Source organism: Algoriella xinjiangensis (assembly GCF_900115015.1).
Taxonomy (GTDB): Bacteria; Bacteroidota; Bacteroidia; order Flavobacteriales; family Weeksellaceae; genus Empedobacter; species Empedobacter xinjiangensis.
In genome coordinates, this window is sequence record NZ_FOUZ01000001.1 from 263,430 (window position 1) to 282,556 (window position 19,127).

18 protein-coding genes are annotated in these 19,127 nt (G+C 29.8%); 6 read left to right on the top strand and 12 right to left on the bottom strand.

The window, feature by feature from the left end; translation table 11 throughout:
• The first annotated feature begins 281 nt into the window (after positions 1–281).
• The 3 genes from BM072_RS01145 (at position 282) to BM072_RS01155 (ending at position 3,501) form a co-directional block, all read left to right on the top strand.
• On the top strand, positions 282–2,144 hold the full coding sequence (locus tag BM072_RS01145) for a RecQ family ATP-dependent DNA helicase (protein ID WP_092905713.1): 1,863 nt from the start codon (positions 282–284) through the stop codon (positions 2,142–2,144).
• Between the two features lie 4 nt (positions 2,145–2,148).
• The gene (gene fmt, locus BM072_RS01150; RefSeq protein ID WP_245752014.1) at positions 2,149–3,090 is read left to right on the top strand and encodes a methionyl-tRNA formyltransferase; all 942 of its coding nucleotides are present in this window, start codon (positions 2,149–2,151) and stop codon (positions 3,088–3,090) included.
• Positions 3,091–3,222: 132 nt separating this feature from the next.
• The gene (locus BM072_RS01155) at positions 3,223–3,501 is read left to right on the top strand and encodes an HU family DNA-binding protein (protein WP_092905717.1); all 279 of its coding nucleotides are present in this window, start codon (positions 3,223–3,225) and stop codon (positions 3,499–3,501) included.
• Between the two features lie 151 nt (positions 3,502–3,652).
• On the opposite strand, the gene BM072_RS01160 is transcribed toward BM072_RS01155, so the two are convergent.
• Together BM072_RS01160 and BM072_RS01165 are read right to left on the bottom strand one after the other, a co-directional pair.
• Positions 3,653–5,044, bottom strand: coding sequence for an MFS transporter (locus tag BM072_RS01160; protein ID WP_092905719.1), 1,392 nt, complete (start codon positions 5,042–5,044; stop codon positions 3,653–3,655).
• A gap of 12 nt (positions 5,045–5,056) precedes the next feature.
• The gene (locus BM072_RS01165) at positions 5,057–6,382 is read right to left on the bottom strand and encodes a DcaP family trimeric outer membrane transporter (RefSeq protein WP_092905721.1); all 1,326 of its coding nucleotides are present in this window, start codon (positions 6,380–6,382) and stop codon (positions 5,057–5,059) included.
• Positions 6,383–6,989: 607 nt separating this feature from the next.
• On the opposite strand from BM072_RS01165, the gene BM072_RS01170 reads away from it, so the two are divergent.
• A complete protein-coding gene (locus tag BM072_RS01170) occupies positions 6,990–7,829 on the top strand; it encodes a GNAT family N-acetyltransferase (RefSeq protein ID WP_092905723.1) in 840 nt (279 codons plus the stop codon).
• Positions 7,830–7,864: 35 nt separating this feature from the next.
• Here BM072_RS01170 and tyrS read toward each other — a convergent pair whose 3' ends face one another.
• Entirely contained in the window at positions 7,865–9,070 is a 1,206-nt protein-coding gene (gene tyrS / locus BM072_RS01175) for a tyrosine--tRNA ligase (protein WP_092905726.1), read from the bottom strand.
• A gap of 392 nt (positions 9,071–9,462) precedes the next feature.
• Here tyrS and BM072_RS01180 point away from each other — a divergent pair, with 392 nt between their 5' ends.
• A complete protein-coding gene (locus BM072_RS01180) occupies positions 9,463–10,236 on the top strand; it encodes a hypothetical protein (RefSeq protein ID WP_092905728.1) in 774 nt (257 codons plus the stop codon).
• A 289-nt stretch (positions 10,237–10,525) separates the two neighbouring features.
• Here the strand turns inward: BM072_RS01180 and BM072_RS01185 are convergent, their stop codons facing one another.
• From BM072_RS01185 to BM072_RS01215, 7 genes are all read right to left on the bottom strand, one after another.
• The gene (locus BM072_RS01185) at positions 10,526–10,864 is read right to left on the bottom strand and encodes a cysteine-rich CWC family protein (RefSeq protein ID WP_092905730.1); all 339 of its coding nucleotides are present in this window, start codon (positions 10,862–10,864) and stop codon (positions 10,526–10,528) included.
• Between the two features lie 278 nt (positions 10,865–11,142).
• Positions 11,143–12,435, bottom strand: a complete 1,293-nt coding sequence (gene brnQ / locus BM072_RS01190) for a branched-chain amino acid transport system II carrier protein (protein WP_092905732.1) — start codon at positions 12,433–12,435, stop codon at positions 11,143–11,145.
• 198 nt (positions 12,436–12,633) lie between these two features.
• Entirely contained in the window at positions 12,634–13,236 is a 603-nt protein-coding gene (locus BM072_RS01195; protein WP_092905734.1) for a hypothetical protein, read from the bottom strand.
• Positions 13,218–14,627, bottom strand: a complete 1,410-nt coding sequence (gene creD, locus BM072_RS01200) for a cell envelope integrity protein CreD (protein ID WP_092905736.1) — start codon at positions 14,625–14,627, stop codon at positions 13,218–13,220. Before creD ends, BM072_RS01195 begins: the two co-directional genes overlap by 19 nt.
• A 66-nt stretch (positions 14,628–14,693) precedes the next feature.
• The gene (locus tag BM072_RS01205; RefSeq protein WP_092905738.1) at positions 14,694–14,993 is read right to left on the bottom strand and encodes a winged helix-turn-helix domain-containing protein; all 300 of its coding nucleotides are present in this window, start codon (positions 14,991–14,993) and stop codon (positions 14,694–14,696) included.
• A 9-nt stretch (positions 14,994–15,002) separates the two neighbouring features.
• The gene (locus BM072_RS01210) at positions 15,003–15,626 is read right to left on the bottom strand and encodes a hypothetical protein (protein WP_092905740.1); all 624 of its coding nucleotides are present in this window, start codon (positions 15,624–15,626) and stop codon (positions 15,003–15,005) included.
• Positions 15,627–15,740: 114 nt separating this feature from the next.
• The gene (locus tag BM072_RS01215; RefSeq protein ID WP_092905742.1) at positions 15,741–16,460 is read right to left on the bottom strand and encodes a 3-ketoacyl-ACP reductase; all 720 of its coding nucleotides are present in this window, start codon (positions 16,458–16,460) and stop codon (positions 15,741–15,743) included.
• Between the two features lie 160 nt (positions 16,461–16,620).
• On the opposite strand from BM072_RS01215, the gene BM072_RS01220 reads away from it, so the two are divergent.
• Positions 16,621–16,893 (top strand): DUF1294 domain-containing protein, encoded by a 273-nt coding sequence (locus tag BM072_RS01220; protein WP_092905744.1) that lies wholly within the window; start codon positions 16,621–16,623, stop codon positions 16,891–16,893.
• Here the strand turns inward: BM072_RS01220 and BM072_RS01225 are convergent.
• Together BM072_RS01225 and BM072_RS01230 are read right to left on the bottom strand one after the other, a co-directional pair.
• The gene (locus BM072_RS01225; RefSeq protein WP_092905746.1) at positions 16,890–18,068 is read right to left on the bottom strand and encodes an MFS transporter; all 1,179 of its coding nucleotides are present in this window, start codon (positions 18,066–18,068) and stop codon (positions 16,890–16,892) included. The genes BM072_RS01220 and BM072_RS01225 overlap by 4 nt on opposite strands.
• Before the next feature lie 3 nt (positions 18,069–18,071).
• Positions 18,072–19,025, bottom strand: a complete 954-nt coding sequence (locus tag BM072_RS01230; RefSeq protein WP_092905748.1) for an aldo/keto reductase — start codon at positions 19,023–19,025, stop codon at positions 18,072–18,074.
• Between the last annotated feature and the right edge of the window lie 102 nt (positions 19,026–19,127).

Here is a 19,127-nt window from a genome sequence, read left to right on the forward strand (position 1 = left end):
ATAAAAGCCACTTAAAAAGTGGCTTTTTATTATTTGATGAATCATTAGCATTCTACTAAATATTATAGTTTTTAATGAATATAATCGATAATTATTTTATGCATAACCATTTTCTATCATAATAAATATTCTGTCATTTCGACAAAGGAGAAATCTAAAACATACGCTGATAAAATTCTATTAACTATGAGATTCTTCTTTCCCTTCGCTCTATTCTGAATGACAAATAAACTTCATATATTCTTTTATTTTAACTAAATTTACAGAAATACCAACAAAAATTGACTCCAAAAGACATTCTTTTCAACTATTGGAACTTTTCCGAATTTAAAACGCCGCAAGAAGAAATTATCCAAAGTGTTTTAAACAAAAAAGATACGTTAGCAATTTTGCCAACTGGTGGTGGAAAATCAATTTGTTATCAAATTCCGGCACTTATTTTAGACGGTTTAACATTGGTCATTTCTCCGTTGATTGCCTTGATGAAAGATCAAGTTCAAAACCTACAATCAAAAGGAATTCCGACCGCTTATATCACAAATGAACAAGATCAAAATCTTATCGGAAAAATTTTAGATGATTGTCAAAACAACAAAATAAAACTTTTGTATGTTTCGCCAGAACGTTTGTTGAGCCGTATTTTTTTAGAGCGTTTAAAGCAAATCAATATAAGTTTATTGGCTGTTGATGAGGCGCATTGTGTTTCGGAATGGGGTCATGATTTTCGTCCAGCTTATCACAAAATCTCAAAATTACGTGATATTTTTCCTGAAATTCCAATTTTAGCGTTAACTGCAACTGCAACCGATTTAATCAAAAATGAAATTGTAGAAAAGTTACAGTTAAATTCGCCCGATATTTATAAATCGTCTTTAAAACGCGATAATTTATCATATAATGTTTATTTGGCGGCTGACAAAAAAAAGGAACTTACTTATTATCTCAAAAAATATCCTGGTTCGAGCATTATTTTTGTTCGAAATAGAAAACTAACCTACGAAATTTCCAATTTTTTAATTGAAAATGGCTTTGATGCAGATTTTTTTCATGCCAGATTAACAAAGGACGAAAAAGAATTAAAACAACGCGAATGGACGTTGAGTAATTCGCGAATTATGGTTTCGACAAATGCGTTCGGAATGGGAATTGACAAACCAAATGTTCGTACAGTTTTTCACATCGATTTACCGTCGAGTATTGAGTCGTATTACCAAGAAGTTGGTCGCGCTGGACGTGATGACAAACAAGCTTTCGGAATTTATTTGTACAATCCCGATGATCGCATACAATCCGAAAATATATTTAAAGCCAATTTGCCTTCGCAACAAGATTTTATAAAAATTTCGAATTGTTTATTTAGTCAATTACAGCTTGCGGAAGGCGAAATTACAGAAATGAATTATCAATTAGATTTACCAAAATTTGCAGATAAATTTGGTTTAAATCTCAAAATGGTTGTTCAATTCTTGGATTTTCTGAATACAAAAGAAATCATTCAACAAAAAAATTATACGCAAAATAGTACGCTTCGAATTTTAATTTCGCCACATTCAATCAATCAAAATGAAAACCGAATATTTGATTATTTACAACGTCATTATTCGGGCATATATACGCACAACAAAGAAGTTTCGGAAAGCAAAATGACTTTCGATTTACATTTGAGTATTGGCGATATTCGAAATTCTTTGCACGAATATGCTAAAAATGGAATGATTGATTATTCGGATAGATTTTTAGCGCGATTTAGATTTTTAGTTCCGAGAAATTCATCTACTTTCAAAAATAAATTGTGGAAAGATTTTGAAGCAATTCAAATCAATAATTGGAAACGTTTGCAAGCAATGGCGTATTATGCCGAGCAAAATACGGTTTGTAGAGAGCGTTTATTATTTGGATATTTTAACCAAAAAATGTCCGAAGATTGTCATAAATGCGATGTTTGTATGGCAAAACAATCTTCGAAAAACTTTAATCCCAATGATTTAATTGAGTATTTGAAAGATGGGCCGAAAACACAAAACGAAATCCTTTCAAAATTCATAAATTTGCCAAAAGCGCAAATCATTAACGAATTGCAATATTTGATTGATGAATTGCACATACAGCCTATTGGCTTAAATTCTTATAAAATAACAGATTAATATCATGCGAGTAGTCTTTATGGGTACGCCAGAGTTTGCTGTGGCGTCTTTAAACGAAATAAATACAAATAGTCATCACGAAATCGTTGGTGTTGTTACAGTTCCAGATAAACCGTCTGGACGTGGGCAAAAAATGAATCTTTCGGATGTTAAAAAATATGCTATTGAGCACAATTTACCTTTAGCACAACCAGAAAAATTACGTGATGAAGATTTTATAGAAACATTAAAAAGCTGGAATGCGGATGTTTTTGTTGTAGTCGCTTTTCGTATGTTGCCACAAAGTGTGTGGTCAATTCCATCTAAAGGAACTTTTAATTTACATGGTTCATTATTGCCACAATATCGTGGTGCCGCGCCAATTAATTGGGCTGTGATGAATGGTGAAAAAGAAACTGGTGTAACGACTTTTTTAATTGACGAAAAAATTGATACCGGAAATATCTTGATTGCAGACAAAGTTACAATAGGAGATAATGATAATGTTGGCGTTATTCATGATCAATTAATGCAAATTGGAGCAAAATTGGTTGTAAAAACATTAGATGGTTTAGAAAATGAAACTCTAAAACCTCATCCGCAAGACGAAACAATTGAGCTTAAACATGCGCCTAAAATTTACAAGGAAGATTGTAAAATTGATTGGAACGATTCTATAGATAAAATTCACAACAAAATTCGTGGATTATCACCCTATCCTTGCGCTTGGACAACGTATGGAAAAGACGATAATTATAAAACCTTGAAAATATACAGTGGTTTAAAATCTGATTTAGAGATTGAAGCAACTAATTTTCAATTGATTTTACAAAAAAATAACTTATACGCAAAATTACCTCAAGGTCTTTATGAAATTCTAGAATTACAACCAGAAGGTAAACGCAGAATGAGTGCAAAGGACTTTATTAATGGACACTTAAATGAAGGTGATATTTTTGTCAAATAAATAATTATTTACTGATTTAAGACATTAAATTCTTAAAATATTCATTTTTTTTTGAAATTTTATGCCTTGAAACTTGCACAAATAAAGGTAAAGAGTATATTTGTGTATAAATTAATTTAAAAAGTTACAACTATGAACAAATCAGAACTTATTGATGCAATTGCAGCTGACGCTGGAATTTCTAAAGAAGCAGCAAAAAAAGCCTTAAACTCATTTACAGAAAATGTAACAAAAGCATTAGCTTCTGGGGATAAAGTTGCTTTAGTAGGATTCGGTACTTTCTCTACATCTGAGAGAGCTGCTAGAACAGGAATCAACCCTCAAACTAAAAAAGAAATCCAAATCGCTGCTAAAACAGTTGCTAAATTTAAAGCAGGATCTGAATTATCAGGTGCAGTTGATAAAAAATAATCAATTTGATTGATATAAAAATCCCTCCATTGGAGGGATTTTTTTGTTTATGGTTATTTCTACGTTCTTAGAATGTAATTAGTAATGATTCATTTTACACAATATTATCTAAAAATAACAAGGCTCGAAATAAATTTCGAGCATTGTTTTATTAATCATTTTTTTCTTCTTCGGTAAGATCGTTTTTATATGTTTCTGGAATTGTAAAATAATTGACCAGAATTGCAATAAATATCAAAATTAATGGATAAGCCAAACCTACATACGGTGACATTGCCGCAGAAACAATAAGAGTCATTTTTATTAATTCGGTAATAAATGTAGTTGCACCACCAATAAATCCGTTCCCCATATTTTGAGCAAATCCCATACTTGTATAACGAATTTTTGTCGGAAAAATCTCTAACATAAATGCACCTAATGGTCCGTACGTTGCAGCACCAGCAATAGAAGTAATTAAACTTATTGCAATAATACCAACAACAGCTAAATTAGAAATTGAATGTACTTCTGTTAAACCACCAGGGTTTCCGATTTTCATGTACAAGTAAAATGATAATGGAATTAAGATAAAACTCGCTATCATACCTCCTAACATTACTGGTTTACGTCCAATTTTATCACTTAATGCACCAAACCATTGATAAAAAAATGAACTGAATAATGTAGAACATAAAATAACAATTAAAACTGTTTCGTAAGGTAAATTAACTGCTCTTTGTAAAAAGAATAATGTTACAAATAACGTTGTTTGCATAATTGTACTTTGTGCTGCATTTCCTCCAAAAATAGCTTTTAACATCAATTTTACGTTACCTGGTGTTGAAAATGCTTCTTTAACAGGTGATTTTGATGTTTTTCCTTCTTTTTTTAATTGCTCGAAAATTGGACTTTCATGTAATCGTTGACGAATAAAATAACTTAAAATCACTAAAAATCCACTAAATAAAAATGGAATTCTCCATCCAAAACTATTAAACATTTCTTCTGATAAAAATGATTTTGTTAAGAAAACAACTGATAAACATAACAATAAACCAATTGGAACTGTTGCTTGAATAAATCCTGTGTAAAATCCACGTTTTTTAGCTGGCGCGTGTTCTGCAACATAAATCACTGCACCTGCATATTCGCCACTAATTGCCAAACCTTGCATAATGCGACAAACCAATAACAATACGGGAGCGAACCAACCTACGCTTTCGTAAGTTGGAATACAACCAATCATAAAAGTTGCAGCTCCCATCATAATTAAAGATACTAGGAATGAATATTTTCTACCGATACGATCTCCGATACTTCCAAAAATTAAAGATCCAATTGGTCTAAACATGAAAGACGAAACCACTACGGCTAATGTTTCTAAGAAATGTGACGAACCGTCGTTCGGGAATAGTTGTGTAGATAGTACACTTGCCAAGATAATTGCCAAGAACATATCGTACCATTCAATCAAAGTTCCTACCGACGAGGCGATAATCACTTGAAATATATTGTTTTTCGCTGGTGTATTTTCAGCAGAAATAGTGTTAACTGTACTCATTTTTGTGTGATATTAGAAGTTAAATAGTGTTGTTAAATGAAATCTGTTGTTGTTTGCTAAATACTTATTTTCTGTTCCAGTACCTTTTATAGTTGCATCAGCCCATTGTGCTGTACTTCTATCTATTTCGAAACGGAATTTTAAAGCTTTGCTAACTGTATAGTCTAATCTCGGAACAATTTTATATAAATAATTAACGGTACGCGTACCTGGTGTTGCAGAAACTGCACCCCATGTTGTTGTTACACCATAAGATGTTGCTGCAGCTCCTTCTATCGGATTTTTAACACCATTATTTCTAATGTATCCTGCAAAAACTCCTGCCGAAAATTTTCCTTTCGAATTTTGTTGAATATCAATCCACATACTATGCGTATTCATCGGCTTATACACTTCTACAGATTGTGGTGTTGGTTGATACCCCACAATTCCTCCTAATTGTACAAATGACGAAGCATCTTGCATTAAATAACCAGCAACAGTAACTTGTAATGGCTTTGTATTTAATTTAGAATAAGCCATAAATGATACATTTTCTACGCGTTCATTCGATTTTATTGGCGGATTTCCTGATACTAATTTTGGTTTAAGATTCTCATATTGTGCAGCAATACCAGCCGTGAAAATTTGCGATTTATATTGCAGTTGCAAATGTGCCGCAGGCATTCCACTATTTCTAAAAGGTTCTGTATTTGGCGTAAAATCACGTTGCGAATGTAAAGCCGCAATTACTTTAAGTTTATCCGTAAATTTATGCGTTAAACGGACTTGTGGATTTCTATTTAAAGCATAAACAGGCGCTCCTGTACCATAATTTACCACATTAGGTAAAGCTTCTAAAACCACAAAAGGATGCCAATATTGACCAATTCCTAACTGTGTTTTTTTCCAATCCAACATTACATAAGCGTGTCGTAAACGAAACTCATTAATTCCTCCTTCTGTTGCTCCAAAAAATTCTCCTTCTAAAATTCCCGAAGTTTTAGCTCCTAATAATTCTGGTCCTTTTAAGTTAACACCAGCACGAGAAACAATTGACAACATGTGAAATTTAGAAGCATCATTAATATCTGCCCCATTTACATCTAAATAGCGGTCTTTGGGATAAAGTGTAACCAACGTCTCTCCTGCTCCAATCATTTGGCGCGTATCCATAAAAATATCATTTCTGATAAATCCGTAGAATTGCACATCTACTTTATCTTTATTTTCTGTAGGCGGAGAAACAACTATTGGCTCTTTTATTACTGTTATTGTATCAGCTTTGTTTTGTGCAGAGACAAAGCTATAGCTACATAACAGACCTAAGCAGATCAGTTTTGTTAAATTTTTACTCATTTTTTTGTGATAATTTTGAATCACTAAAATAGACAAAAGAAAAAAACTAACAAATGTTCGTTATTCATTTTTTAATAAAGTTTTGTTTCTTTATTAAATCTGCACAAAAAAATAATGATTTTTATCAATCTATCATCAGAACAAATGATTTTTAAGATAAAATTATTGATGTAATAATTTTATTGGTGTACTTTTTACACTTAATTGGATTGATTATTTTATAAATTGGGAAGAATGATGATTTTTAAAGTAAAAAAATAGAGAGAAGACGTATTATTTCAACAAATGAGGAGAAATTTATCTTCTCTCTGAGTTTAGTTTTAAAAATGTATGCAAATTTATTAAAAACAGAATTTTATTCAGAAAATTCAATGATAAGGTTATGTTAAATCGCCTAAAACTCGTTTATTTCAAATTTTATTAGATTATTCTTAGTAGTAAAATAAGATTTATGTATATTTATTCAATCAATAACATAAAATACATTTCATATTTATCATATTCGGAATTAGACATTGAAATTAAATTCAAAAATTCTTAATATTTTAAGTTTTTTTTTAGAATTAAATTAAATGTTGGTCATATTTTTGCCTTGCAAATAATAACTATGCAAACAAACATTGAAATACACTCGCTAACTAATGTTGATATAAAAGATTTATCGGCATTGTACAACCTTTCGTACCAAAATTATTATGTCTCGATTAATTTAACTGAAGAACAGTTTCAGAAAAAATTAATCATGGAAGATATAGATTTAGAATTTTCTGTTGGAGCAACTATTGACGGAAAATTAATCGGCTTTTTATTGTACGGAATCCGTATGTATGGCGATAAAAAAACGGCATACGTTGGTGGAACCGGTGTTTGTCCAGAAAAACGTGGAAATAAAATTACACAACAAATGCTAGATTTTAGTTTTCCGAAACTTAAAAATGAAGGCGTTGATGAAATATTTTTAGAAGTAAATACCAAAAATGACTTTGCAATAAATGCTTATGAAGCTTGTGGTTTTGAGAAAACTAGAGTTTTAAACAGCTACAAAGGTGTTCCTGTTTTAGTTGTAAATCCATTGCACGAAATTGTTGCTTTTGACGATTTGAGCTTAATTACCGGAGAAAATTTTTGGGATATAAAGCCAACTTGGAAAAACGAAATTCAGAGTATAAAAAATATCATTGATAATTGCCAAATAAATGGAATTTATGAAGATAGAATTTTAGTTGCTTATAAAATTATCAATAAAAATAATACTCGAATTTATCAATTTGGTGTTCATCACGATTACAGAAATAGATATTTAGCTTCTATTTTATTTAGTGATTTGAAGAATAAAGAAATTAAAATGATAAATGTTGACGATCGTGAAGTTTCGACAAATGATTTTATCCAATCTTTGGGATTAGAATTGTACGACAAACAATACGAAATGAAAAAAATATTATAATTAAAAGCCTCTTATTTAGAGGCTTTTTTTATGTTTTAAAATTTGATTAACTCAAAAAAATCTCGTTTACCAATTTTTATTTTAGTTCCCGAAACTAATTTTAAATCTTGCAAAGGATCGATTATTTTTTCACTATTAATTTGAACCGCTCCGCTTTCTATTAATCGACGAACTGCTGTTTTTGATACACTATTTTTCAAATGATGACAAATTTCTAAAACTGTTAAACTTTGATTATTAAATATTCCAATATTTACAGCCTCAAAAACTCTATTTTCATCATCTCTTTTCTGAAATTGATTATTAAAAAACTGCTCCGCATCATTCCCTAACTCTACAGAATGATATTGTGAGATAATATTTTTAGCGATTAACTTTTTAATATTCATCGGATTTTCACCTTCATCTAATTGTTTTGTCAACGCTTCTTTTTCATCCACAGAAAAATCTGTTGCCAAAGCAAGATATTCGGTCAATAAATCATCAGGAATAGACATCGTTTTTCCAAACATTTCTGTTGGCTCATCTGTCAATCCGATAATATTATGTAGAGATTTACTCATTTTTTCTTTTCCATCCGTTCCGCGCAACAAAGGCATACACATTACAATTTGTGCGGCATCGCCATTCGTTTCTTGCAACTGACGTCCCATTGCACAATTAAACAATTGATCCGTACCCCCCATTTCTATATCCGCTTTTATCTGAACAGAATCAAACGCTTGTAAAATTGGATAAACCAACTCGTGCATCGCGATTGGTGTATTTTCAGTAAAACGTTTATTAAAATCATTTCGATGCATTAATTGTGCAACCGTAACTTTAGACAACAACTGTATAACTTCTGTAAAAGGTAGTTTATCTAACCAATCAGAATTATAAACAATCTCGGCTTTATTTACATCAATAATTTTAGATAATTGTTTGATATATGTTTCTGCATTAGCTTTTACATCAGCTGCATTCAGAGGTTTTCTACTTTTATTTTTACCAGTCGGATCGCCAATTTGAGCGGTAAAACTACCTACCAAAATTACAATTTGATGTCCTAAATCCTGAAATTGTTTCAATTTTTTAAGAACCACCGCATGTCCCAAATGTAAATCTGGTGCAGTTGGATCAAAACCTAACTTAATTCTTAGTTTTCGATTTTCTTTTTCGGCTAATTTCAATTTTTCATCTAAACCATTTTCTGGTAAAAAAATTGAAACGTTTTCTTTTAAACTTTCTAAATTCTCCATTTTATTTTTATTGTATAAAAAAAGCCCGAGCATTTCTGCCCGGGCTTGTAAATTATGATGATAATATTGCGTACGTTTTTAATACGAAGTATACACATAGTTTACCCGAGCAAATATTGTACGATAATAAGTGCTAAAAAATGGTAAACGTAATATGTGTTGTAAAAACTTCATTAGTTATGCAAAGGTATCAATTTTTTGTAATCTATGGTTTTTCTTTCCAAATTTTGTCAAAAATTGTATGTAAAATGAGAAAATTACAGCGTTAGTTAGAAAGATAATTCTAATACATAAACACTAAAACAACACGAACAATTGATGATTAATGCACATTAAGTTTTTAAAAATCGGTTATCTTTGTTTGGATTATAACTTTAAACAATTCAATCGAAATGGAATTCAATGTAACCAATGCTTTAAAGCAATTAAATGCAGATTATTCGGAAGAAAATGCTTCAGAAATCATTGAGAATTTATTATACAATCCTATTGATTTATCGGATGAAGATCACGATGAGATTGATCAATTAAATGACAAATTCTTGCGCATTGCTGCTCAAATTTTTGTAGAAGATTTAGCCTATGATTTTAATACTTTGGTTAATTATTGGGAAGCATTTATTGGGCAATTAAGCGAAGAACAATCTCAAAGTTTATTGAAATTTGCTTTAGAGCAAACAGATGTTGATTTTGTAGAGGATTTTATTATTGGTTATCGAAAATTTTACTCGAATCCAAAAGAAAGTATTACATTTTTTAATAAACTTGATGAAGATGAATTATTTGAAATTAAGTTTTTTAAGGCAAGATGTTACGAAGTTTTAGGTGAAGACGAAAACGCAATTGCGGCTTACAGAAGTTACTTAAGCACTCCTTATTTTAGTGAAGATGAAAATCTAGATCAAGCTGCTGTTAATCAATTTTATATCAATCATACAATTGCATCACTGTTGGTTAAATTAAAAAAATACGATGAAGCTTCTACTTATTTTGATCAAATTTTGAATCACATGAATTTAGAAGAATATTTAGAGAATTTTGATGCAGAAAATGGCGAAGAAGTAAAATCTTTTTTAAATGATTATGTTGAAACTTTAGAGCAAATTGGTGAAAAAGATAAGGCTAAAGAAGTTTCTGAAAAAATAATGGCAATTTTTTCTAAATAATACAACATCCGAAAACACATAGTTGTTTTCGTCTGTAAATACTATAAATAAAAGGTTTTAGGTTTTTATTTGCAACACTATAAATCTAAACTATTATGGCATAAACAAATAAATAGAATTTTATTTATTTAATCGAGATTAAAATCTACCTTTGCACTATAAATAATTTATTCATAGTTGTTGAGGATAATGAAGATTGAATAATGAAGAAGATTATCCTTAAATAATAGAGTTTTTTTATAGTATTTTTAGGTTGGTTTAAATGGTTCAATGAAGATTGAACCATTTTTTATTTCTTATAACCATAGACGCAATGTCTGCAACCATTTTGGCAACATTTGCCTTTTTGATAATGAAAAAATTCTGTAAAAACCCAAAAACCATTCTCAATATAATAATGTATATGCGGCACAAATTCTGAAGGAGTTGTCGGATGTTTATATTGTTGATCTAAAACTGCAAAATAATCCAGTTGTTGCAAACAATTATTACACAAACATTTGTACGACGTCTTTTTAAGAAATGTTTTCGTAACATCTTGTAATTGAATTGTGTTACAATCACAATTCTGAATATCATCTACCCTACATTCTAATGCTTGTTGACAGCGCGAACAAGTTTCTTCCATATTTTATTTTTGATATTTATGATTTTGAAGTTAATGATTTTCTTAAAATTATATTAAATCTAACTTCAAAATATTCTCACAACGTTGATTAATAAATAACTATCAATTAATCTTATCAAGTCATCAATCAAAACATTTAGCTTTTATCATTTATAAATCAAAAAGTTATGATCTTTGTAAAAGATAATTAGTTAAGAATATTTCATATTCAATTAGTGTTTTTTATAGTAGTTTTGATTGGTTAAATCCTCTGAAATAAATGTATTTCAGAGGATTTATTATTTTGAACTAAATTTTTCGTAAATCAATCCTAAGATAAATCCAATTACAGACGGAACAATCCATCCTAAATCATATTCAAAAAATGGAATCTTATTTAAATTAGTCAAAGTTGCTTCGTCAAAATATCCTAATAATTTCAGTAAACCTAATGTTGCAATAACTGTCGAAGCCAATAATGCACCAACATAAGGCGCTTTTGATTTGATTATTTTACCAAAAAGCACAATGTAAATAACCAATGTAATAACAATTGGATAAACAAATGCTAATGGTGGATAGGCGAAATTAATGATATCGTCTACGCCTAAAATAGACAATCCGAAAGAGATTAATGTACAAATAACAACTAAAACAGTGTAGCTTAATTTACCATTTGTTAATTGACTAAAAAATGTACCAACTGCCGATGTTAGCGCGATAGACGTTGTAAGACAAGCAAAAGCCATACACAATCCAATTGCGACTAAACCATAGTGTCCTAATATATTTCGAGAAATTTCGATTAATAATTCTGCACGTGTAATATCTGGATTTGCTTCTCCAGAAGTTGCTCCTAAATAAATCAATCCACCATAAACAAATAACAAACAAGTTGTAGATAAAAGTCCTGAAATAATTACGATTTGAGATTTACTTTTTGTATCTGTATAGCCTTTATCACGAGCCGCAGTAATAATAATTCCTGCAAAAATAACCGAAGCCAATACATCTAATGTTTGATAACCTTCTACAAATCCTTTCGAAAAAGACTGCACCATTGTTAAATCTGATGGAAGAAAATCTGCTGTAGGATTTACAATTCCCATCACAATCAATAATGCTAAAAGGACTAATAAAACTGGTGTTAGATAATTACCAATTACATCTACTACTTTTGATGGTCGAATTGCTAAAACCAACGTAATTGCAAAAAATATAACTGATCCCCACATTGGATTCAATTCTGGAAAAAATGGCTTAACTCCTACTTCAAAAGTTGTTGCAGCCGTTCGCGGAATTGCAATTAACGGTCCGATACAAATCATGATAATTGTACCTAAAATACCTGATAAATATTTGTTGATTCGGTTTCCTAAATCGTTAAAACTATCTCCAGAATAAACAATAGACAAGATTCCTGTAAATGGCAATAAAATTCCTGTTAATCCAAATGCAATCATAGCGACTAAGTAATTTGAGCCTACTCCTAAGCCAATTAATGGCGGTAAAAGCAAATTTCCTGCTCCAAAAAACATTGCAAAAAGTGCAAATCCTAGTGTTAAAACATTTGTAGTCTTCTTGTTATTCATAAATAATTTTCTCCTAATGTGTATTTAAAAATGGGTCGCAAATTACTAAAATAGCATTTTACAGCCCTAAACTTAATCGAATTATTCGATACAAACTGCTTATATTTATAAAATTGTCAGTTTTGAATAATAATTTATAAATTATCTTGAATTTTATGAATTAGGATTATGAATAGTTTAAAGGTAGATTATAAATCATCAAGATTTAAGTTTATGAATAACATTTCCCAAAATCAAAATGAATCCTGTAAAACAAATAGCTGTTATCGGAAGATTACACACTAATAATAACACAATTATTAAACTAAAAATTAATATGAATAGTATTGCTATAAAAATCATAAAATAGCTGGAAAAACTTATTTCATTTTTCCAGTTTTGTTCTCTAAATTCATCATTCATATTTATTGAAAAAAATGATACTACAACATTTACTACAATACTGACTATTATAAAGAATCCATATATTTCTGCAAAAGATTCGAAAATAAAAATACTTTCCATCATATAAAGATCAAGCGATAACCCAATCGGAATTAAAAACCAAGCAATATTTGTGTAAATAAATATTGTGGTAGAATCAATAGATAAACTACAAAATAAAATATTTAATTTACTTATTTTCAAATAAATACATAATCCATGTAAAGTAATTATTAAACCTATTAAATAAATCGAAATAGAGAAAATAAGTTTATTATAATTTCCTAGAACATCTGTTAAGGAAAATGTCATCAGTAAAATACCGATGACAAAAATTCCTAAAAAAAGATGAACAAGTTTTAGTTTGCTTTGTTCCATTCTATATTTTTTGAGTAATACATTAATATTGCAACAATAAAGAATAAACCGATACTACCAACTAACAATGCGTGTTCTTTTAATTGTAAAACACTGTAAATAAATGCGTATAAAAGAACTAACATTAAGGTGATTTTTGAGGTTAAGCTAATTGATTTTAAGAATGAATTGACGAAAAATGTTATCAATAAAATTGTTGCGCCAGACGATATAAAATATGCATAATCAAAGCCAATATATTCTGATAATGAAAGTAATAAAACAAAGTTTACACTAATCGCAAAACCAACTAACGCATATTGTACCAAGTGAATATTGAAATGATTTCTGTTTTCTATAAAAAAGAAAGCAACAAATGTTAAACCAATAAATAAAATTGCATATTTGGTAGAACGATATGTTTTATCGTAATGATCATTCATTTGTAGAAAATTAACGCCAAAACTATAATCAGAAAAATTACGTGCATCATTCCAAATTTGTCCTTGCAATGGATTTTGCTGATAAATAGACCATTTTACGTTCGTTTTTCCATCTTTAATCGTTGGATCTTCGTTTGGCAAAAAATTTCCATCGTATTTTAAATCCTTCCAATTTGTCGTTAAATCAACTTTTGTATTAATTGCAGACGGAATTATATTAAACAATTGAGAACCTTTCATCGAAAAATTAAGCGAAACTTGATTAAAATCAAAGGTTGTCGGATCAATTTTTTGCGACATCACTTGGATTGATGAAGTTTTAACTTCTGCTTTTGGTTGCTCTACCGCATATTCGTCATCTGTAGAATTTACAACTTCGGGCGAAACATTATGGATAGTCGACTGATTGTCCATAGTTAGCGGATAATTTTTTCCGCCAGAAGTTACAATCAACTTATCTTCGTAACCTTTTGCATCAGAAATACCGAAAATAATTTTAGTCGAAACAATATCAGCACTTGCAATCTCTGTTTCATTTAAAATTTCCTGAAAATTTTTAAACTTAGATTGTACATTCAATTTTGATGAATACACAACCGCATTATAAATACTTCTACTTTTTAATTGAGAATCTATCGTTCCTTTTATATTCAATTCATTTGCAGAAATATATGTTTTTTCTTGATTTTTGATTGTTTCTCCTTTTTCATTTTTTGCATCTTTTAGGTAATTAATTTCTAAAAAAGGACCATAAATTGTCTGACTTCCACTCCATTTATCCGAAATTTCGGTCATTACTTTATTTTTACTTTCTTGTCTTTCTTCAATTAAATTTAAGATAAATGGTATCGGAATTAATAAGCCTAATACCAAAAGACAGACTAAAAATCCTTTGATCATTGTTTTGTTTTGCGAATAAACCGAGCTATTTGCTTCGTTTGTTTCATGTTCTTGATAATTGTTTTCCATAAGGTTGAATTTTAATTTATTATTTTAAAAGCACTTTGTTTTTCAAAGTGAAAAAGTAAAAAAAATTTACTTCATGTTCTGAATCAATTTTTCTAAATAGTTTAAATGTTCCTGAAAAGCTTGTTTCCCTAAAGCTGTTATTGAATAAGTTGTATTTGTTTTACGACCTATAAAACCTTTATGTACAACGATATAATCGTTTTCTTCTAAATTTTTTAGGTGCGATGCTAAGTTACCATCCGTCAAATCTAAATACTCTTTTAGATCTTTAAATGAAATCTCATCATTCATCACCAAAGCACTCATAATTCCTACACGAATACGATTATCAAAGACTTTGTTTAATTTGTTTAGATTAAAATCCATGTTGCAAAATTAAGCTTTGTTATCATATTTACGAATCATAATTATTCCGAAAATAACATGTAGAAGACCAAATCCTATGAACCAAAACAATAACCCATTGAATATAAAATAAAAGGCTAAAAGTCCTAAAATTATTTCTAAAAATGCTAAATATTTAATCTCAATAATTGTATCGCGCTCAACCGTATAAAGGGCTAAACCATAAAACAATAAAGTAGTTGGCGCAACATAGGCAAAACTAAAATTTTTGATAAAAATTAGACTTACCAAACCTCCAACAACTAAAACAAATAAAAACTTCTGTAAAATTCTTTTTGTAACTGGACTAATAAATTTTACACCATCATTTGTTGATTTTCTAATCATAAAATAAAAACCTCCCAAACAAGCAATTATAAACGTAATAATACCTAAAATAAAGAGTTTACAATCTGTTTCATTTGTGATTAAGTCACTTACTTTTCCTCGATAATTTACAGATTCATTCAAAATAAAAAAATAAGCTACACAAGCCGCAATCATTCCGATAAATCCTACCCATACACCACTCCATCCACTTATACTTGTGAATTTTGAAGAGCGTTGCATCATTGATTTTATTTCGTTTAAACTTTCAATAGGATTATCGTTCATAATAAAAGTGCTTTGAAATTCAAAGTTAATGTAAATTTTGATTCAACAAAATATTTTTCACAAAAAAAGACAACTTTATAAAGTTGTCTTTTAAAATTATTATAATATTGATTATTAAGGATTTGTAGACCACAAAGATGCCGAAGCTAACATTGCGCGTTTATCAAATTTTAAAATATCAACAATTAATTCCGCGAAATCTTCTGGTTGTAATACTTTTTCTGGATCACCATCTGTAATTTTTAATACATCTTTTGACATTTCAGATGCAATTGTACTTGGCGTTAAAGTTGTTACACGAATATTCTTTTTACGTAACTCAAACATCATTGATTCTGATAAACCAATTAATCCTGCTTTTGATGCAGAATAGGCCGATGTTACTGCATTTCCTTTTAAACCAGCAGTTGATGATACATTAATTATATCTCCGCTACCCAACTCTACCATTGCCGGTACAACTGCTTTGGATACATAATATGCGCCAAATAAATTAGTTTTTACGATGTCTTCCCAGTCATTTTCTTCCATTTCAAGGAAACCTCCAAAAGCTGCAATTCCCGCATTGTTAATTAAAATATCAAATGCACCAAAAGATTCAATTAATCGTTCTAATTGCATTTTTACTTCAACTTTTTCGGCAACATTAAATACAGAATAAGTTGCATTAACCCCTAAATTTTTTATTTCTTCTACAGTTTCTTCTAAACTTTTAGAGTTTCTACCTGTAATTGCTACATCAACTCCTTCTTTTGCTAATGCCAATGCAATAGCTTTTCCTAAACCACGACTTCCGCCAGTAACTAAGGCTTTTTTTCCTTTTATATTTTGCATAATTGCTTAAATTAATGATTAACTAAAAATCTCAATTTTAAATAATTCCTATTTTATAGCGTTAAAAAATGTATTTAATCTATTTTTTTAACATAATTAATAAATATATTTTTATCTCGATAATTTTTTAATACCTTCGATGATAAATTAACATTATTTTATGACAACACTTTTATTCCTTATATTCATACTACTAAATCTCTTTTCTTTTTTCATCTTCAAGAAAGATAAAATGAATGCTAGAAATGGTAAAAGACGAATTTCTGAATTTTTTTTATGTTTTATTACTTTAATTGGTGGTACAATTGGTTCTATTTTATCAATGCAAATTTATCATCACAAAACGAAAAAATTATCATTTATTTCTAAAATTCTTGCTATTGTTGTTATCCAATTTATTGTTGTTTGGAGTCTTATGGACTATGTAAACTAGTCTTTTTTATCAAACAAAACATGGCTTAATAAACACAAAGCTGTAAAAAATACACCTACACCTATCACTCCATTCCATTGATATTTTCCCCATGCAATTGCGGCTAAAAAAGTACCTAAAGATCCTCCAATAAAATAACTTGTCATATAAACCGTGTTTAAACGATTACTTGCTTTTGCATTTAAGCTAAAAATAATGGTTTGATTGGATACATGCATCGCTTGTAAGCCTAAATCTATTAAAATTACACCAATTATTAAGCCCCAATAAGTAAAACCAAATTGGTAGAAAAATCCCCAAGAAATTAACATTGTAATAATCGAATAAAAGATAATTTTAGACGTAGATAAATAGCTATTTGCTTTTCCTACCAAAGCTGCTGCCAAAGCACCTACAGCGCCTATTAAACCAAATGCACCCGCTATATCACTTGATGCAAAAAATGGTGCTTCTTCTAAATGAAAAACCAATGTTGTCCAAAATGCACTAAACGCAGCAAAAGCTGTTGCTCCTCGAAATGATGCTAATCTTAATTTTGGTTCGTTTTTAACTAAATCAATAATCGATTTCATCAAACCTTTGTACGTTCCTTTATAATTAGGTGGAACTTCTGGTAGAAAGAAATAGATAGCAAACCAAAGTATAAACATTAAGATTGTAGCAATCAAATAAACTTCGCGCCACCCAAAATATTCGCCTATAAATCCACTAAAAACGCGAGAAAGTAATATTCCTACAAGTAAACCGCTCATCACCATACCTACAGCTTGCACTTTCTTTTCTGGAGCGGCTAATTCTGCTGCCATTGGTACAAAAATTTGTGGAATAACAGATGAAAAACCGATTAAGAAACTAAGCGGAAAAAGCCATGTTACGGAAGGTGCAAAATACATTCCTAATAATCCGATTATAATAAATACAAAATCGAATAAAATCATTCGTTTTCGTTTTAATAAATCTCCTAACGGAATAATAAATAATAAACCAAATGCGTAACCTATTTGTGTTAACATTGCAATGGTAGAAATTTTGCTTTCGGATACATTAAAATCTTTTGCCATTAGCGATAATAATGGTTGATTGTAGTAATTATTAGCCACAACCAATCCACTACCTACAATCATTATCCATAAAACAATTGGCGATAATTTAGGTTTTTGTAATTCTTTTTCCATGATTTAATATTCGCTTGCTTCTGATAAAAGTTTTAAATCGTCGTGAGATAATTGCACATTAACAGCTTCTAAAAATGCATCTAAATGCTTTTCTTTTGTTGCGCTTGCAATTGGTGCTACAACAGATTTTTGCTCCATTAACCAAGCCAATGAAACGGCTGAATATGAAATTGAATGTCGTGTAGAAATTGTTTCTAAAGCATCTAAAATTCGTACTCCTCTCTCGTTTAAGTATTTTTTAATTCCTTCGCCGCGTGTACTTTGTTCCAAATCAGCTTCAGTACGATATTTTCCCGATAAAAAGCCACTTGCCAAACTGTAATATGGTATTACACCTAACTTAAATTTATCTACAACAGGTTGCAAAAATTCTTCAAAATGCTTGCGGTCATATAAATTATATTCAGGCTGCAGAGTTTTATAACCTGGTAAATTAAATAAATCGGCTTTATCTAACGATTCAATTAATCTTTCTGAAGAAAAATTTGAAGCACCAATATAGCGTACTTTTCCTTCTTTTATTAATTGATTATAAGCAGATAATGTCTCTTCTACAGGAGTTTTCGTATCATCATAATGTGTTTGATACAAATCAATATAATCTGTATTTAAACGCATTAAAGATTCTTCAACTTCTTTTAAAATGTGAGATTTAGTAGTATTTGGTTTGTCTTGAATAAGATTTCGACCACCAACTTTGGTTGCCAAAATTATTTTGTCACGTAAATTTCTTGATTTTATCCAATTTCCGATAATTCGTTCCGATTCTGTTCCAACATTTCCTGGAACCCAATACGAATAATTGTTTGCAGTATCGATTGCATTAAAACCTCGCGCTACAAAAGCATCTAAAATTCTAAATGACTCTTCCTCATTCAAAGTCCAACCAAAAACATTGCCACCAAAAATTATTGGCGTAATTTCTATGTCTGTATTTTCTAATTGTACTTTTTTCATGTGTAAATATAAAAAAAAAGCTACTTTGCAGTAGCTTTTTTGTTGTAAAATTTTTTGACTCACACGTCGAAAAAATGTAACTTTTAGAATACTTATAGTGTC

Bases quoted from the DNA above. Each gene is read 5' to 3' on its own strand.
- fmt (WP_245752014.1), top strand. From the start codon at position 2,149: ATGCGAGTAGTCTTTATGGGTACGCCAGAGTTTGCTGTGGCGTCTTTA.
- BM072_RS01155 (WP_092905717.1), top strand. From the start codon at position 3,223: ATGAACAAATCAGAACTTATTGATGCAATTGCAGCTGACGCTGGAATT.
- BM072_RS01160 (WP_092905719.1), bottom strand. From the start codon at position 5,044: ATGAGTACAGTTAACACTATTTCTGCTGAAAATACACCAGCGAAAAAC.
- BM072_RS01165 (WP_092905721.1), bottom strand. From the start codon at position 6,382: ATGAGTAAAAATTTAACAAAACTGATCTGCTTAGGTCTGTTATGTAGC.
- BM072_RS01170 (WP_092905723.1), top strand. From the start codon at position 6,990: ATGCAAACAAACATTGAAATACACTCGCTAACTAATGTTGATATAAAA.
- tyrS (WP_092905726.1), bottom strand. From the start codon at position 9,070: ATGGAGAATTTAGAAAGTTTAAAAGAAAACGTTTCAATTTTTTTACCA.
- BM072_RS01180 (WP_092905728.1), top strand. From the start codon at position 9,463: ATGGAATTCAATGTAACCAATGCTTTAAAGCAATTAAATGCAGATTAT.
- BM072_RS01185 (WP_092905730.1), bottom strand. From the start codon at position 10,864: ATGGAAGAAACTTGTTCGCGCTGTCAACAAGCATTAGAATGTAGGGTA.
- brnQ (WP_092905732.1), bottom strand. From the start codon at position 12,435: ATGAATAACAAGAAGACTACAAATGTTTTAACACTAGGATTTGCACTT.
- BM072_RS01195 (WP_092905734.1), bottom strand. From the start codon at position 13,236: ATGGAACAAAGCAAACTAAAACTTGTTCATCTTTTTTTAGGAATTTTT.
- creD (WP_092905736.1), bottom strand. From the start codon at position 14,627: ATGGAAAACAATTATCAAGAACATGAAACAAACGAAGCAAATAGCTCG.
- BM072_RS01205 (WP_092905738.1), bottom strand. From the start codon at position 14,993: ATGGATTTTAATCTAAACAAATTAAACAAAGTCTTTGATAATCGTATT.
- BM072_RS01210 (WP_092905740.1), bottom strand. From the start codon at position 15,626: ATGAACGATAATCCTATTGAAAGTTTAAACGAAATAAAATCAATGATG.
- BM072_RS01215 (WP_092905742.1), bottom strand. From the start codon at position 16,460: ATGCAAAATATAAAAGGAAAAAAAGCCTTAGTTACTGGCGGAAGTCGT.
- BM072_RS01220 (WP_092905744.1), top strand. From the start codon at position 16,621: ATGACAACACTTTTATTCCTTATATTCATACTACTAAATCTCTTTTCT.
- BM072_RS01225 (WP_092905746.1), bottom strand. From the start codon at position 18,068: ATGGAAAAAGAATTACAAAAACCTAAATTATCGCCAATTGTTTTATGG.
- BM072_RS01230 (WP_092905748.1), bottom strand. From the start codon at position 19,025: ATGAAAAAAGTACAATTAGAAAATACAGACATAGAAATTACGCCAATA.